Annotated in this window: 12 protein-coding genes and 1 pseudogene; 5 read left to right on the forward strand and 8 right to left on the reverse strand. The window is 61.1% G+C overall.

Features of this window, described 5'->3' with window-relative positions:
- Nucleotides 1-21: 21 nt before the first annotated feature.
- The 4 genes from B2S33_RS11250 to acs form a co-directional block, all read right to left on the reverse strand.
- Nucleotides 22-720, reverse strand: a complete 699-nt coding sequence (locus B2S33_RS11250; protein ID WP_023533799.1) for an ABC transporter permease — start codon at nt 718-720, stop codon at nt 22-24.
- On the reverse strand, nt 717-1,406 hold the full coding sequence (locus B2S33_RS11255; RefSeq protein WP_023533806.1) for an ABC transporter permease: 690 nt from the start codon (nt 1,404-1,406) through the stop codon (nt 717-719). Before B2S33_RS11255 ends, B2S33_RS11250 begins: the two co-directional genes overlap by 4 nt.
- A gap of 88 nt (nt 1,407-1,494) precedes the next feature.
- The gene (locus B2S33_RS11260; protein WP_027915913.1) at nt 1,495-2,280 is read right to left on the reverse strand and encodes an ABC transporter substrate-binding protein; all 786 of its coding nucleotides are present in this window, start codon (nt 2,278-2,280) and stop codon (nt 1,495-1,497) included.
- A 557-nt stretch (nt 2,281-2,837) separates the two neighbouring features.
- On the reverse strand, nt 2,838-4,799 hold the full coding sequence (gene acs / locus B2S33_RS11265; RefSeq protein WP_023533744.1) for an acetate--CoA ligase: 1,962 nt from the start codon (nt 4,797-4,799) through the stop codon (nt 2,838-2,840).
- 385 nt (nt 4,800-5,184) lie between these two features.
- Between acs and B2S33_RS11270 the strand changes: the two genes are divergently transcribed.
- Complete coding sequence (locus tag B2S33_RS11270; protein WP_027915912.1) at nt 5,185-5,439, forward strand: DUF2790 domain-containing protein; 255 nt, start codon at nt 5,185-5,187, stop codon at nt 5,437-5,439.
- A 105-nt stretch (nt 5,440-5,544) separates the two neighbouring features.
- Here B2S33_RS11270 and B2S33_RS11275 read toward each other — a convergent pair whose 3' ends face one another.
- Entirely contained in the window at nt 5,545-7,107 is a 1,563-nt protein-coding gene (locus B2S33_RS11275; RefSeq protein ID WP_197874273.1) for a sigma-54-dependent transcriptional regulator, read from the reverse strand.
- A gap of 250 nt (nt 7,108-7,357) precedes the next feature.
- Between B2S33_RS11275 and phhA the strand changes: the two genes are divergently transcribed.
- From phhA to B2S33_RS11290, 3 genes are all read left to right on the forward strand, one after another.
- Nucleotides 7,358-8,146 (forward strand): phenylalanine 4-monooxygenase, encoded by a 789-nt coding sequence (phhA, locus tag B2S33_RS11280; protein ID WP_027915910.1) that lies wholly within the window; start codon nt 7,358-7,360, stop codon nt 8,144-8,146.
- A 40-nt stretch (nt 8,147-8,186) separates the two neighbouring features.
- Nucleotides 8,187-8,543, forward strand: a complete 357-nt coding sequence (locus tag B2S33_RS11285) for a 4a-hydroxytetrahydrobiopterin dehydratase (RefSeq protein ID WP_110607036.1) — start codon at nt 8,187-8,189, stop codon at nt 8,541-8,543.
- Nucleotides 8,544-8,781: 238 nt separating this feature from the next.
- Entirely contained in the window at nt 8,782-8,910 is a 129-nt protein-coding gene (locus B2S33_RS11290; protein ID WP_255212317.1) for a hypothetical protein, read from the forward strand.
- Nucleotides 8,911-8,997: 87 nt separating this feature from the next.
- On the opposite strand, the gene ydiJ is transcribed toward B2S33_RS11290, so the two are convergent.
- Entirely contained in the window at nt 8,998-12,018 is a 3,021-nt protein-coding gene (gene ydiJ / locus B2S33_RS11295) for a D-2-hydroxyglutarate dehydrogenase YdiJ (protein ID WP_242809717.1), read from the reverse strand.
- A 150-nt stretch (nt 12,019-12,168) separates the two neighbouring features.
- Here ydiJ and B2S33_RS11300 point away from each other — a divergent pair, with 150 nt between their 5' ends.
- A complete protein-coding gene (locus B2S33_RS11300; RefSeq protein WP_027915908.1) occupies nt 12,169-13,053 on the forward strand; it encodes a LysR substrate-binding domain-containing protein in 885 nt (294 codons plus the stop codon).
- 63 nt (nt 13,054-13,116) lie between these two features.
- On the opposite strand, the gene B2S33_RS11305 is transcribed toward B2S33_RS11300, so the two are convergent.
- Nucleotides 13,117-14,535: an amino acid permease gene (locus B2S33_RS11305; RefSeq protein ID WP_027915907.1), complete on the reverse strand. Its 1,419-nt coding sequence runs from the start codon at nt 14,533-14,535 to the stop codon at nt 13,117-13,119.
- A gap of 806 nt (nt 14,536-15,341) precedes the next feature.
- Nucleotides 15,342-15,504: pseudogene (locus tag B2S33_RS11310) on the reverse strand (23S rRNA pseudouridylate synthase B); the annotation flags it as partial.

The following is a 15,504-nucleotide window of genomic DNA, read 5'->3' on the forward strand; positions in this document are numbered from 1 at the left end:
CTGTCGATTCTCACAGAGCGGTCAGTGCTTGCGCGGCGCCAGGTAGCCGAGCCAGCGGCGTTCGGCCATCTTGAACAGGCGCACCAGGATGAAGGTCAGGCACAGGTAGAACACGCCCGCCGTGATGTAGGCCTCGAAAGGCAGGTAGTACTGAGCATTGACCGTGCGCGCGGCACCTGTGATGTCGATCAGGGTCACGATCGATGCCAGGCTGGTGGTTTGCAGCATCATGATCACTTCATTGCTGTATTGCGGCAGCGCACGGCGCAGCGCAGACGGCAGCAGGATGCGTCGGTACATCTTCATACGCGACATGCCCATGGCCTTGGCCGCCTCGATCTCGCCGTGGGGCGTGGCCTTGAGGCTGCCGGCAACGATCTCGGCCGTGTAGGCACTGGTGTTGATGGCAAAAGCCAGGCACGCGCAGAAGGTCGCGCTGGACAGCAAGGGCCAGAACACGCTGGCCCGCACGGCTTCGAACTGGGCCAGGCCGTAGTAGATCAGGAACAGCTGCACCAGCATGGGCGTGCCACGAATGACGTAGGTGTACAGCCAGGCCGGCAGGTTGACCCACGGGCGCTTCGACACGCGCATCAAGCCCAGCGGAATGGCCGCCAGCAAGCCGAAGAACAACGAGACCGCCAGCAGCTTGAGGGTGGTGAGCAGGCCGTCGAAATACATCGGCAACGCTTCCCAGACCACGTTGTAGTCGAAAATCATAGTTCGGTCACCTTGACACCCACCGAGTAGCGGCGCTCCAGATACTTCAGCGCCAGCAGCGAGACACTGGTCAGCACCAGGTACAAGGCGGCCACTGCCAGGAAGAAGGTGAAGGGTTCACGGGTGGCATCGGCCGCCTGCTTGGCCTTGAACATCATGTCCTGCAGGCCGACCACCGAAATCAACGCCGTGGCCTTGGTCAGCACCAGCCAGTTGTTGGTAAAACCTGGAATGGCCAGGCGAATCATTTGCGGCACCTGGATGCGGAAGAACACCTGCCGGGCATTCATGCCGTAGGCGACACCCGCCTCGGCCTGGCCTTTTGGAATGCCCAGGAATGCACCCCGGAACGTTTCCGAGAGGTAGGCGCCGAAAATGAAGCCCAACGTCCCGATACCTGCCAGCAGCGGGTTCAGGTCGATGTAGTCGTCGTAGCCCACCAGCGGCGCCACGCGATTGATGATGTCCTGCCCACCATAGAAGATCAGCAGGATCAGTACCAGATCCGGTATGCCGCGAATGACCGTGGAATACAGGTCGCCCAGCCAGGCCAGCCAGCGCACCGGCGACAAGCGCAGTGCCACGCCGATCAGGCCGAGCACGATGGCCAGGGCCATCGACGAAAGGGCGAGCTGTAGCGTCAGCCACGCCCCATCGAGGATGACTGCCCCGTAGCCTTTCAACATGTTGAGGTCCTCGACCTAGAGAATGAAAAATGGTGCAAACCTCAGCGCTCCTGCTGTTTGCACCATTGCACAGCGGTTGACGGCTGACTCAGTTCGCGTCTGGGCCGTAGATGTCGAAGTTGAAGTATTTCTTCTCGATCTCTTTGTACTTGCCGTTGGCACGGATGGCATCGATGGCCGCATTGATACGATCGACGTTGGCCTTGTCACCCTTGCGCACGGCAATGCCGACGCCGTCACCGAAGTACTTCACGTCGGTGAAGGCCGGACCGACAAACGCGAAGCCCTTGCCGGCATCGGTCTTGAGGAAGCCATCTTCCAACAGGGTGGCATCGGCCACGGTGCCGTCCAGGCGGCCAGCCGCCACGTCGAGGTAGATTTCGTTCTGGGTGCCGTAGGGCACCACGGTGGCCCCTTTGGGCGCGAGCACTTCCTTGGCGAAGCGATCGTGGATCGAGCCACGCTGCACGCCAATCTTCTTGCCCTTGAGCTCATCGAGGCTGTCGGTAACCGCGGTACCCTCCTTCATGACCAGACGCGCCGGGGTGAGGTAGTAACGCTTGGTGAAGTCCACCGACTTCTTGCGGTCCTCGGTGATGGACATCGAAGACAGGATGGCGTCGATCTTGCGCACCTTGAGCGCAGGAATCAGGCCGTCGAACTCCTGCTCGACCCAGGTGCACTTGGCTTTCATCTCTTCGCACAGGGCATTGCCGATGTCGTAGTCGAAGCCGGCGATGCTGCCATCGGGCTGCTTGAAAGCGAAGGGAGGGTAAGCCGCTTCGATACCGATTTTCAGCGGTTTTTCATCGGCCTGCGATACCAGGGAAAACACGGACAGCGCCAGGGCGCCAAGCAGTGCGAGCTTCTTCATCAGGTAACTCCATCGGTACGGGGCAATACAAGGCAGGTAACAGCTGCCCGATATGCGAATGGTTACAACGCGAGCCGCGCAGGGTTCGACCAAGGTCGCAGACCACGAGCGAGTGAATGGCATTTTAACGACAGCCCGGTAGTCGAAATTTCTTCAAAGCGACAACTACTTACAGAAGCGCTTGAAACCGCTACGGGCGATGTTGACAGCCAATGCAGAATATGCAAAAGCGCAAGAAATTGAACCCATGAATCTAGCAAATCCTGGGCCTATTATTGGCAAACCCTTGTGGGACGGCAAGTGTAGCGTGATAGACCGACACACATGACAGCCCAAATGCCCTCAAACAGCGCGAAGTGTTTCCAGGCGCCCCGCTATAGCGCATTGCCGGTGACAGAAAAGTAACCGATCACTGTCGGGTAGCAGATTCAGCCGTCTATTAAAGCAAAAACCCCGCCGGTTCACCCGGCGGGGCCGATGTTGGACGCTGGCGTACTGCCGGCGCGACCCAAATTACCTTCCCATCAAGCTTGGATCTCGGGCCGCGCGCGGTGCCGTCAAGCCGTGGCCAAGCTCATGGCCTTGTGCGTGTCGATCAGGTGCTGCACGACACCTGGGTCTGCCAAGGTCGAGATATCCCCCAGTGCGTCATACTCGGCGGTTGCGATCTTGCGCAGGATGCGGCGCATGATCTTGCCCGAACGGGTCTTTGGCAACCCTGGCGCCCACTGGATCACATCCGGCGAAGCGATCGGGCCGATTTCCTTGCGCACCCAGTTCTTCAGTTCAAGGCGCAGTTGCTCGCTTGGCTCGACGCCGGCATTGAGGGTGACGTAGACGTAGATACCCTGGCCCTTGATGTCGTGCGGCACGCCCACCACCGCGGCCTCGGCCACCTTCGCATGCGCCACCATGGCACTTTCGATCTCGGCGGTGCCCATGCGGTGGCCCGAGACGTTCAGCACGTCATCCACGCGACCGGTGATCCAGTAGTAGCCGTCCTCGTCGCGGCGCGCGCCGTCACCGGTGAAGTACATGCCCCGGAAGGTCTTGAAGTAGGTATCGACGAACCGGTCGTGGTCACCGTACAGCGAGCGCGACTGGCCTGGCCATGAATCGAGGATCACCAGGTTGCCCTCGGTCGCGCCTTCGATCAGGTTGCCCAGGTTGTCCACCAGGGCCGGCACCACGCCAAAGAACGGGCGCGTGGCCGAGCCTGGCTTGAGCGCCGTCGCCCCTGGCAACGGGCTGATGAGGATGCCGCCGGTTTCGGTCTGCCACCAGGTGTCGACGACCGGGCAACGCTCCTTGCCCACGGTCTTGTAGTACCAGTTCCAGGCTTCGGGGTTGATCGGCTCGCCCACAGAGCCCAGCAGGCGCAGGCTGGAACCGTCGGCACCGTCCACCGCCGCCTGCCCTTCGGCCATCATGGCGCGGATGGCGGTGGGTGCGGTGTAGAGGATGTTGACTTTGTGCTTGTCGACGATCTTGGACACGCGGGTGATGTCCGGGTAGTTCGGCACACCTTCGAACAACACGGTGGTGGCACCGTTGGCGAGCGGGCCGTAGACGATGTAGCTGTGGCCCGTGACCCAACCGACGTCGGCGGTGCACCAGTACACCTCGCCCGGGCGGTAGTCGAACACGCGCTCATGGGTCAGCGCCGCGTACACCAGGTAGCCACCGGTGGTGTGCAGCACGCCCTTGGGCTTGCCGGTCGAGCCGGAGGTATAGAGGATGAACAGGGCTTCCTCAGCCCCCATTTCCTTCGGCGCGCAATGGCTGGAGGCCACTTTCATCAGGTCTTCGTACCAGATGTCGCGGTGCTGGTGCCAGGCGATGTCGCCGCCGGTGCGCTTGCAGACGATGATCTTCTGCACGCTGCTGGTTTCAGGGTTGGTCAGCGCCAGGTCGACGTTGGCCTTGAGCGGTGTACGGCGACCGCCGCGCACGCCTTCGTCCGCCGTGATCACCACCTTGGACTTGCAATCGATGATGCGCCCTGCCAGGGCCTCGGGCGAGAACCCACCGAATACGACTGAATGGATTGCACCGATACGGGCGCAGGCCAGCATGGCGACCACAGCCTCTGGGATCATCGGCATGTAGATGGTGACCACATCGCCGCGGTGCACGTCCTGCCCACGCAAGGCGTTGGCGAACTTGCACACCTGCTCATGCAGTTCGCGGTAGGTGATGTTGCGGTGTTCGGAGGGGTCGTCGCCTTCCCAAATGATGGCCAGTTGATCGCCACGCTCTTCCAGATGGCGGTCCAGGCAGTTGGAGGAAACGTTCAGAGTGCCGTCGGCAAACCATTTGATGTCCACATGGTGGTCATCGAAGGAGGTCTGCTTGACCTTGGTGAAGGGCTTGATCCAGTCAATGCGCTGGGCCTGCTCACGCCAGAAGCCGTCCGGGTTGATCACCGACTGCTGGTACATGGCCTTGTAGGTGGCCTCGTCTGTCAGGGTAGTGGCCGCGATCTCGGGACGAACGGGATACAGTGGAGCCGCACTCATCGTGTTTACCTCGGTGTAATAGTTGTTTTTGTATGGGACCGATGTAACTGTACCAGAGCGATAACCGCCATTCGACGTTGGTAGTAATTTGCCAGTCGATCAGGTCGCAACCGCTCAGGCGCGGGCATTTTGCTGCCTGCCAGGTTAAAGGCCTCGCAGATTGTTACCAATTTCACCAACAGACTTTATCAAAAGCCCCACTGTTTCAGCCTGGGCCACAGTTCTAGAATTGATCTCGCCAGCAACGGCAAGAAGATTGACAACCTGTAACCGCCCCCACGAAGGCAACTGTCAATTTTCTGCAAACGTGATCAATACCTTAACGGTTGTCGTAGTGCCTGACGCACTGCGCGCACCCTGACGACTTTAAACAGGCAGATTAAACATGAAAGCTTTAATGGTAGTACTGCTGGGCAGTCTGTGCGGGACGGCCATGGCCGACGAAGCCCAGGCCGCCGAACAGGCACCGGTTGAACAGTACAGTTACTCGCAACACCTGGACATCGACCACGTCATTTCCATGAGTGAAATCCCCAATGTCTGCGGCGTAGTGCCTGCTCGCATGACCTACGCCGACTCGCAAGGCCATACCCACGTGCTGGAATACCGCGTGATGGGCAATGGCTGCTCAAACGGCTGACAGCGCGGCGACCAAGGGGGCCGAATGACCCCCTTCGCGGCCGTCTGCACACAAGTAACACTCAAAAGTTAGAAGCAACAGGCCCCTACACTTAGCACCGTCCACTCAGTGCCCTGCCGATTTGCCCAGTGAATAATCTTTCAACTTATTGGCAATGGTCGTGTGCGATACACCCAGGCGCTTGCCCAATGCTCGGCTGCTTGGAAACTCCTTGAGCAAACTTTCCAATACGGCTTTTTCAAAACGCCCGACAATATCGGACAATGCACCGTCCAGTGAAAAATTACCCAAAGGCTGTCGCACGCCATAATCGGGCAATCGCACATGTTCAGTCTTGACCACACCGTTTTCACATAACGACACAGCCTGGAACACCACGTTTTCCAACTGTCGAACGTTACCCGGCCACTCATAGCTGGCCAACTTTTGCATCGCCCCCGGCGCCAGGCGAGGCATGGCGCATCCGATCTGCCGACTGGCCTGATCGAGAAAATACTGCACCAGCCCATCAAGCCCATCCATGCACTCGCGCAAGGGCGGAATGTGCAATGACAGCACATTGAGCCGGTGGTACAGGTCCTGCCGGAACTCGCCCCGGGCACAAAGCTCGGACAGGTCCACCTGCGTGGCGCAGATCACCCGCACATCCAGATAGACCTCCTCGTCGCTGCCCACACGCCGAAAACACCCGTCTTGCAAGAACCGCAGCAACTTCACCTGAAGCCGCGGGCTCATTTCAGCCACGCCATCGAGAAACAGCGTGCCGCCGGCCGTCAGTTCCAGCAGCCCCAGCTTGCCTTCGGCGCGGGCGCCCTCGAAGGCGCCCGGCCCGTAGCCGAACAGCTCTGTCTCGGCCATCGACTCAGGCAAGCCGGCGCAGTTGAGCGCCATCAGCGGTGATTGTCCACGCGGGCTGGCCAGGTGGCACGCCCTGGCCAGAAGCTCCTTGCCGGTGCCGGTCTCCCCCTCGATCAACAGCGGTGCATCCAGCGGCGCCATTCGCCTGGCTTCACGGACAACGGCAGCCATCAGACGTGAACTCTGGAAAATGCTGTCGAACCCCCGCAACTCCTGCTTGCGCACATTGTAGATACGCTCACCGATGCGATCGGCACGGTGCAAGGTGAGCACGGCCCCAGCCAACGCTTCGCTGTCGTCATGCTCCGATTGCAGCGGCGCGATGTCGGCCAGGAACACATGGCCCCTGACCTGTACCCGCAGGCCGTTGATACGCGACTTGTTGCTACGCACCAGTTCCGGCAGGTCGAAGTCGTCCACGTAGCGAGCCAGAGGCAGGCCGGGCACTTCGTCGACTCGCACCCCCAGCAATTGGGCCGCCGATCGGTTCGCCGCCACGATGCTGCCGCCCATGTCGATCGAGAGCACGGGAAACTCCAGCGCCCCTAACAGGGCATTGAGCTCCATGTGCCGGCGCTCGCTGGGCATCAGCCCCACGCGTTTGACGCCGAACACGCCCGTAATGGCCTCGAACTTGGGGCGCAGGGCTTGGAACTGAAGGTTGATGAGGTTCGGGCAGTGCAGGTAGATGGCGTTGCCATGGTCCCCACCCACTTCGCCCCGCAATACGTTGATGCCGTATTCGACCAGCAGGTTGAGGATGTCGCGCAGAATACCGATACGGTTCTGGCAGTGCACTTTGATACGCATAGAGGGTACGCCTGGCAAAAACTTCCCGTCTGAGCGGAAAACTTGTAAAGAAATGCTGACGAAATGACCGCTAACGATCATCGCAGGCGCTTGATGTTGGGACAAAATAGCGGATTTGTAAAATTATCCTTACAAGATAGCGTGTTTGCCTGCGCTCTAGCCCTTGCATAAGTAGGTGTGCACCGAGCAATAAAGGGTTATTTCTGATGCCTACCTGTACATAACGACAAGAGCCGACCAGGAGACCTTCATGAAGCACACCCAGTACGTGGCCCGCGAGCCGGATGCCCAGGGCTTCATCGATTACCCGCAGCAGGAGCATGGCGTGTGGAACACGTTGATCACCCGCCAACTGAAGGTGATCGAAGGGCGTGCCTGTCAGGAATACCTCGACGGTATCGAGCAGTTGAAGCTCCCTCATGACCGCATTCCGCAGCTGGGCGAGATCAACAAGGTGCTGGGGGCAACCACCGGCTGGCAGGTCGCTCGGGTTCCGGCATTGATTCCGTTCCAGACGTTCTTCGAGCTGCTCGCCAGCAAGCGCTTCCCGGTGGCGACATTCATTCGCACACCCGAAGAACTGGACTACCTCCAGGAACCAGACATCTTCCACGAAATCTTCGGCCACTGCCCGCTGCTGACCAACCCCTGGTTCGCCGAATTCACTCATACCTACGGCAAGCTGGGCTTGGCCGCCACGAAAGAACAGCGTGTTTACCTGGCGCGCCTGTACTGGATGACCATCGAATTCGGCCTGATGGACACACCCAACGGCCGCAAGATCTACGGCGGCGGCATTTTGTCCTCGCCCAAAGAGACGGTCTACAGCCTGTCCGGCGAACCGGAGCACCAGGCCTTCGACCCCATCGAGGCCATGCGCACCCCTTACCGGATCGACATCCTGCAGCCGGTGTACTTCATACTGCCAGAGCTCAAGCGCCTGTTCGACCTGGCTCATGAAGACATCATGGGCATGGTCGCGCAAGCCCAACAGCTGGGGTTGCACGCGCCGAAGTTTCCACCCAAGGTTGCCGCTTGACCGCTGCTTGCCACTCACAACGCCACATGGATAAGAACGTATGAATGCCTTGAACCAAGCCCACTGCGAAGCCTGCCGCGCCGATGCACCGAAAGTCAGCGAGCAGGAGCTTGCCGAGCTGATTCGCGAAATACCGGACTGGAACATCGAAGTGCGTGACGGGCACATGGAGCTTGAGCGCGTATTTTCGTTCAAGAATTTCAAGCATGCCCTGGCGTTCACCAATGCCGTCGGGGAAATTGCCGAGGCCGAAGGCCATCACCCAGGGCTGCTGACCGAGTGGGGCAAGGTGACCGTTACCTGGTGGAGCCACTCGATCAAAGGCCTGCACCGTAACGACTTCATCATGTGCGCACGCACCGACAAAGTGGCCGAGACGGCCGAAGGGCGCAAGTAAACTGCCCAAGGCTTCAGTCTCGGGGCTCACACGGGCGTGGCCGCCGGTCACGCCTTTTTTATGCCGCCAGAGCAGCCTTGAGCCTGCGGCACGAGCCGCCTTGATCGACCCGCTGCGGGGGCCGGGCGTAGGAAAAAAGCCAAACTGTCATCCAGACTTGTGTATCCTGCCCCAGCTTCTTGAAGCTTCACACGCGCCTGGCGCAGCCTTTTCACTCACACTTGCGAGGAACGACGAGATGCACGAGATCCCGAATCTTCCCTTCCCAAGCCTGAACCCAGAAGAGCCCACCGTTACCGCCCATGCCGACTCGGCACCTGCCCGCGAGCAGGAAGGTGACGATCAGACCAGCGCCGATCAGGACTAGACCGCGCGCACTGGCTGTGTGAAAACGGCTGATCGACACCTGACGCTTCAGCACGTTTTCACACCGCTCGGTCGAGCAAGTCTCCCTTCAGCGCCTGGCGAACTGCAACACCACTTCCAATGGATGACGCATCGGCCGCCCGGCCATGCGCTTGACCTGACTGCGGCAGGAGTAGCCGGTCGCCAAGGGCTCCCCTTCCTTATCCAGTTTCAGCGCCCACGACTGCTCGAAGATGTCCTTCGAGGTCTGCTGATTGCGCGCCTCGTGCCCATAGGTACCCGACATGCCGCAGCACCCGGTGGCCTCGGTGATCAGCTTGAGCCCCATGCGTTCGAACACCTGCTCCCACTGCCGGGTGCTGGCAGGGGCGTTGGTCTTCTCGGTGCAATGGGCCAACAGGCGGAAGGTGGACGTGCTCCCTGCCGCTTGCTCGGGCAACGCGCTCAGCAGCCACTCCTGAGGCAACAGCACGGTGGGGCACCCTTCGAGCCCGGGCACTTTCGGGTATTCCTGGCGATAGACGAGGGTCATGGCCGGATCCAGCCCGACCAACGGCACCCCGCAGTCGGCCAGCGCCTTGAGCTGGGTGGCGTTGCGCACGGCGGCCTTGGCGAAGGCACCCAGAAAGCCCTGAACATGCAGCGGCTTGCCATTGGCACTGTACGGTGCCAGGAAAACCTTGTGGCCCAGGCGATGCGCCAGGTCGATGAATGCCGACAGCAACGGCGTCTCAAAGTAGCGGGTGAATGCATCCTGCACCAGCACGATGCTGCGCTCGCGCTGGGTGGGCGTCAGTTCGCGTAGCGCCGGCACAGTGGCCACGCCCACGCCACAGCGCGTCAGGGTCGCCTGGAAGTTGAACCGGCTGATCAACGGGCTATCGACCATGCCCACCTGCTCGGCCAGCAGACGGCTGACCCATTTCGAGCCCATCACCGCGTTGTACAGACCAGGCGCATGGGCCAGGTACGGGATGGTGAATTCCAACGACCCGATCAGGTAGTCGCGCAAGGGGCGCTGGTAACGGGTGTGGTACAGCTCGAGAAAGCGCGAGCGGAAGTCAGGTACGTTGACTTTGATCGGGCATTGTCCTGCGCAGGATTTGCACGCCAGGCAGCCAGCCATGGCGTCATAGACTTCATGGGAAAAATCTTCCTGCCCCTGGCGCCGCGCCCGCTCGTTGCGCAACCGCGCTGGCAGCCCTTTGACCCAGGACACCGGCTTGCGCGCCACCTCCAGTACATCGACCCCCGCCTCGCCTTGCAGACGCAACCATTCGCGCATGAGCGAAGCCCGCCCCTTGGGCGAGTGCCGACGTTCACGGGTCGCCTTCCACGACGGGCACATGGCGTCGTTCGGGTCGTAGTTGTAGCAGGCACCGTTGCCGTTGCAATGCACGGCGCTGCCATAGGCCTGCCAGACCCGCTCATCGATGGTGCGATCCAGCTCGCCGCGCAAGGTCACGCCATCGACCTTGGTCAGGCCCTCGCTGGCCCCGAGCGGCGTGCAGATCTTGCCGGGGTTGAGCTGGTTGTGCGGATCGAACGCGCCTTTGAGGCGCTGCAGTGCCGGGTACAGCTCGCCAAAGTACTCGGGCACGTACTCCGAGCGCAGGCCCTTGCCGTGCTCGCCCCACAACAGACCGCCGTAGCGACGGGTCAAGGCAGCTACTGCATCGGAGACAGGCTTGACCAATGCCGCCTGGGCCGGGTCCTTCATGTCCAGCGCAGGGCGCACATGCAGAACCCCGGCATCGACGTGCCCGAACATGCCGTACGCCAACCCGTAGCCGTCGAGCAAGGCACGGAACTCGGCGATGTAGTCGGCAAGTTTTTCCGGTGGCACCGCCGTGTCCTCGACGAACGGCTGCGGCCGCACTTCGCCTTCGACGTTGCCCAGCAGGCCAACCGAGCGCTTGCGCATGGCGTAGACGCGGGTCACCGCCTCAGCCCCCTCGGCCAGCGTATGGCCAAGGCGCTCGACGCTGGTGTCGACACGCAGGTGATCGATGAAGGCCTGGACCTTTGCGTTGACCTCGACGGGGTCATCACCGCAGAACTCGACCAGGTTGATGCCCAGCGTGGGGCGCTCGGGGTCGGCCGGGAAATACTCGGCGACGCTGTGCCAGACAATGTCCTTCATCGCCAGCCCAAGCACTTTGGAATCGACGGTCTCGATGGACAATGGCCGCTGCGCCATCAAGGCATTGGCATCGCGCAGCGCATCCATGAAGCTGGCGTACCGTACGTTCACCAGGGCAGCATACTTGGGAATCGGCAGCACGTTGAGCTTGGCCTCGACCACATACCCCAGCGACCCTTCGGCGCCGCACAGTACGCTGTTGAGGTTGAAGCGGCCTTGCTCGTCTCGCAGGTGCGCCAGGTCGTAGCCGGTCAGGCAGCGATTGAGCGGGGGAAAGGTGGTGCGGATGAGTTCAGCCTGGGTGTCCCAGATATCCAGGGCCGTGCGGTACACCTGACCCACGCGACCGGGCGCCGTACACGCTGCCTGCAACGCGTCTTCGTCAAGCGGCAGGCTGTGCAGGCGCTCACCCCCGAGCAGGATGCTGTGCAGCTCAAGCACATGGTCGCGCGTTTTGCCATAGGTGCAACTGCCCTGCCCGCTGGCGTCGGTGTTGATCATGCCACCCACGGTCGCGCGGTTCGAAGTGGACAGTTCAGGCGCGAAGAACAAGCCATGGGGCTTGAGGGCGGCGTTGAGCTGATCCTTGACCACACCGGCCTGCACCCGCACCCAACGCTGCTCGGCATTGATTTCGAGGATGCCGTTCATGTGCCGCGACAAATCCACGACCACGCCATCGGTCAACGACTGGCCATTGGTGCCTGTGCCGCCACCGCGCGGGGTCAGCTTGATCGCCTGGAAGCGCGACTCGCCCATCAGCGTGGCGACGCGCGCCACATCATCGGCGTCCAGTGGAAACACCGCAGCCTGCGGCAGACGCTGGTAGATGGAATTGTCGGTGGCCAGGACGGTTCGGGTACCGTAGTCGGCGCTGATCTGGCCACGAAAGCCACTGTCATGCAGGGCTTTGAGGAATGCCGGGTAGTCGGCGTCAGGTGCAACGGTAGGCAGCTGGGCGATCATCGAAGGACGGCCTCGGAATAGGGCTGGTTCACGGAAAAGATGTCGTGGCGGCATGGGTGGCGCCGGCAACAGTGACGAATGTGGCAATGTTCCTGTAGTTTTGCGCCAGGGGCAAACGGATAATCCTGCCGTTATCGATGACTTTCATGAATGAATTACCGCCACCTAACCCCGTCCATGTCTCTGCTGCTGGCCTTCGAGGCGGCCGCCCGGCACCAGAGCTACACCCGCGCGGCCACTGAACTGTCGCTGACCCAGAGCGCGGTCAGCCGGCAAGTTCAGGCGCTGGAACAGCAGTTGGGTCTGACCCTGTTTCGCCGCGAGGGTCGCCAGGTACGGTTGACGGACGTCGGCCGCCTGTACCAACGCGAGCTCAGCGAAGCACTGGGCCGCATTCGGGGCGCGACCCTACAGGCGCTGGCCTATCAGTCCGGGGTCGGCACTTTGCGCCTGGCCACCTTGCCCACCTTTGGCTCCAAATGGCTGTTGCCGCGCCTGAACGACTTCTACAAGGCGCACCCTGGCATGCTTGTGCACTTGCATTCGCGTATCGAAGCCATCGACTTCGACACCAGCGAGATCGATGCAGCCATTGGCGTGGCCAGCGGTGACCTGCCAGGGCTGATCAGCCACCGCCTGCATGCCGAGGAACTGCTGGTGATCCTTCCGGCCCAGGCCGCAAACGAACAACCGCACTGGAGCCCCACCCGCATCAGCGAGCAGTTACTATTGAACGTGGCCAACAACCCCCATGCCTGGGGTGAATGGTTCTCGCACCATGGCCTGCCCCACCGAAGCATGCGCCTGGGGCCAAGCTTCGAGTTGACCTCGCACTTGATTCAGGCCGTGCAGGCGGGTATTGGTGTGGGCCTGGTGCCCCGCGTGCTCGTGGAAGACGAGCTGGCCAAAGGGGCGCTGTACAGCCCAGGCCTGGCATTCGCCAGTCAACGCAGCTATTACCTGATCTATCCGCCGCGCAACGAAGCGCTACCTTCGCTACGGGCATTCAGGGCGTGGCTGCTGGAACAGATCTGACGCGCAGAAAAGAAAAACCCGAAGCGGTCGACGCTTCGGGTTTTACAGGCGACTGTACGACGCTTATTTGGCGGCGCTGCCAACGGCTTCAGTGATGACGCCCTTACGCCGTGACTTGATGACATAAGCTACGAACATGCAGAGCAACCAGACCGGGATGGCGTAGACGGACACCTGGATACCCGGAATCTGCAGCATGATGCCCAGGATCAAGACCACGAAGGCCAGCACCACGTAGTTGCCGTAGGGGTACCACAGCGCCTTGAACAGGGGTTTCTGACCCGTGCGATTGAGGTGCTGACGGAACTTGAGGTGCGAGTAGCTGATCATGGCCCAGTTGATCACCAGGGTAGCCACGACCAGCGACATCAGCAGCTCCAGCGCGCTGGAAGGCATCAGGTAGTTGAGCAGCACGGCGATCAGGGTCACGGCCGCGGACACCAGAATCGAACGCACCGGTACGCCACGCTTGTCGACCTTGGCCAAGGCAGCCGGCGCATCGCCCTGCTCGGCCATGCCCAGCAGCATGCGGGCATTGCAATAGGTACCGCTGTTGTACACCGACAAGGCCGCGGTCAGGACCACGAAGTTCAGCAGGTTGGCGGCCACATCGCTGCCCAGCAACGAGAACACCTGCACGAACGGGCTGCTGCCGTAGCTGCCGCCGGAGGCATCGATGCTGGCGACCAAGGTGTCCCACGGCGTGAGCGACAGCAGGATCACCAAGGCACCGACGTAGAAGATCAGGATGCGGTAGATGACCTGGTTGATGGCCTTGGGGATCACGGTCTTGGGCTTGTCGGCCTCTGCGGCCGTAAAGCCGAGCATCTCCAGCCCCCCGAACGAGAACATGATGAACGCCAGGGCCATCACCAGGCCACTGACCCCATGGGGGAAGAAGCCACCGTGCGACCACAGGTTGGCCACGGTCGCGTCAGGCCCGCCACTGCCGCTGGTCAGCAGGTAGGCACCCAGGCCAATCATGCTGACAATGGCCACCACCTTGATGATGGCAAACCAGAACTCAGCTTCGCCGAAGAACTTCACGTTCATCAGGTTGATGGCGTTGATCAGCACGAAGAACGCAGCGGCTGTTACCCAGGTAGGGATTTCCGGCCACCAGTAGTGCACGTACTTGCCCACGGCGGACAATTCGGACATGCCCACCAGGATGTACAGCACCCAGCAGTTCCAGCCCGACAGGAAGCCGGGGAAGCCACCCCAGTAGGTATGGGCGAAATGGCTGAACGAGCCGGCCACGGGCTCCTCGACGATCATTTCGCCGAGCTGGCGCATGATCATGAAAGCGATGAAACCACAGATCGCGTAGCCCAGGATCATCGACGGGCCGGCGGATTTCATCACGCCCGCCGAACCCAGGAACAGGCCGGTACCGATGGCGCCTCCCAGGGCGATCAACTGAATATGGCGGTTCTTCAGGCCCCGCTTGAGCTCGCCTGAATGCTTGTCGTGTCCACTCATGAACGAAGTCACCTGCATTGTTTTTATCTGTGACGGAATCGGACCCACCGCGCTCGTGGCGCAGCGGAATGGGCAAGGTGGTCACCTTGTTTCCTGAAGGTACAGCTGCGCGGTCGATTCAACCGGGCGGGGTCAGGAGTGCGCGGTACGCAAGGGGGTCACAGGTAAAACGCGGCGCACTGTATAACCCTGCAAGCGCGCAGGCGTCAACGCGTTGCGTGGTTTCCGGCGGAAAAAACGCAGCGTTCCTGGGGTAATGGCCTTTGTGGGCGAGTTGATCGGCGTACATGGCGCCTCCATTTGTTGTTTTATCAACCGGCTCTGCGGCGGGCTGTTGCACGGGGCAATGAGGGCTATAACACCGTGGAGCGGGGGTTTAGGCAAGGGAGGTGAAGGGCTAAGGGCGCAACCGGAGACAGCAGCTTCGGCAAGCTTTCTTTACGGACGGGGACTTTTTCTGATTTGCTGCGAGAATCAGCCAAGGCTTGTAAACAAAACCTTACAAGCTGGAAATATAAGTTGCCAGACTAACGAAATGACTTTGCGCCCAATGGGTTACGGCCGACCATGAGTTGAGTCAGATCAGCACACTCGCACCCTCTGGCAGGGTGCATCTGGCAAGGCATGCATCATTTAGCGGGCTGCACATTGGGGCCGCTTCGCGCCCCATCGTTGGCCACTGGCTCCTGCTCAGCGCGAGATATTCGCCTTTTGCAGAAGCCGGCTTGCGGGCAATGGGCTGCGTAGCAGCCCCAATGTGTTCAGCGTCGGTAATTAAGCAAGGGCCAACAATGGCTCCGAATGCCTCAGCCGCGTGGCTTGCCGCGACCACGGCCTGCAGGCTTGTCACCCTCGGGCTTGGCCGGGCGCTTGCGCATTTCGCTCGGGCGCTCGGCCACTGCGCTACCGCGGTTGCCTTTGCGCGGCGATTCTTCGCGCGCCGGGCGTGCTGGACGCTCGCCGGCCGCT

It is taken from the genome of Pseudomonas sp. UBA5568 (assembly GCF_002425525.1).
Taxonomy (GTDB): domain Bacteria; phylum Pseudomonadota; class Gammaproteobacteria; order Pseudomonadales; family Pseudomonadaceae; genus Aquipseudomonas; species Aquipseudomonas fulva.

Coding starts and splice junctions, on each gene's coding strand:
- B2S33_RS11260 (WP_027915913.1), bottom strand. CDS start 2,280: ATGAAGAAGCTCGCACTGCTTGGCGCCCTGGCGCTGTCCGTGTTTTCC.
- B2S33_RS11275 (WP_197874273.1), bottom strand. CDS start 7,107: ATGCGTATCAAAGTGCACTGCCAGAACCGTATCGGTATTCTGCGCGAC.
- B2S33_RS11250 (WP_023533799.1), bottom strand. CDS start 720: ATGATTTTCGACTACAACGTGGTCTGGGAAGCGTTGCCGATGTATTTC.
- B2S33_RS11305 (WP_027915907.1), bottom strand. CDS start 14,535: ATGAGTGGACACGACAAGCATTCAGGCGAGCTCAAGCGGGGCCTGAAG.
- ydiJ (WP_242809717.1), bottom strand. CDS start 12,018: ATGATCGCCCAGCTGCCTACCGTTGCACCTGACGCCGACTACCCGGCA.
- phhA (WP_027915910.1), top strand. CDS start 7,358: ATGAAGCACACCCAGTACGTGGCCCGCGAGCCGGATGCCCAGGGCTTC.
- B2S33_RS11285 (WP_110607036.1), top strand. CDS start 8,187: ATGAATGCCTTGAACCAAGCCCACTGCGAAGCCTGCCGCGCCGATGCA.
- acs (WP_023533744.1), bottom strand. CDS start 4,799: ATGAGTGCGGCTCCACTGTATCCCGTTCGTCCCGAGATCGCGGCCACT.
- B2S33_RS11270 (WP_027915912.1), top strand. CDS start 5,185: ATGAAAGCTTTAATGGTAGTACTGCTGGGCAGTCTGTGCGGGACGGCC.
- B2S33_RS11255 (WP_023533806.1), bottom strand. CDS start 1,406: ATGTTGAAAGGCTACGGGGCAGTCATCCTCGATGGGGCGTGGCTGACG.
- B2S33_RS11300 (WP_027915908.1), top strand. CDS start 12,169: ATGAATTACCGCCACCTAACCCCGTCCATGTCTCTGCTGCTGGCCTTC.
- B2S33_RS11290 (WP_255212317.1), top strand. CDS start 8,782: ATGCACGAGATCCCGAATCTTCCCTTCCCAAGCCTGAACCCAGAAGAG.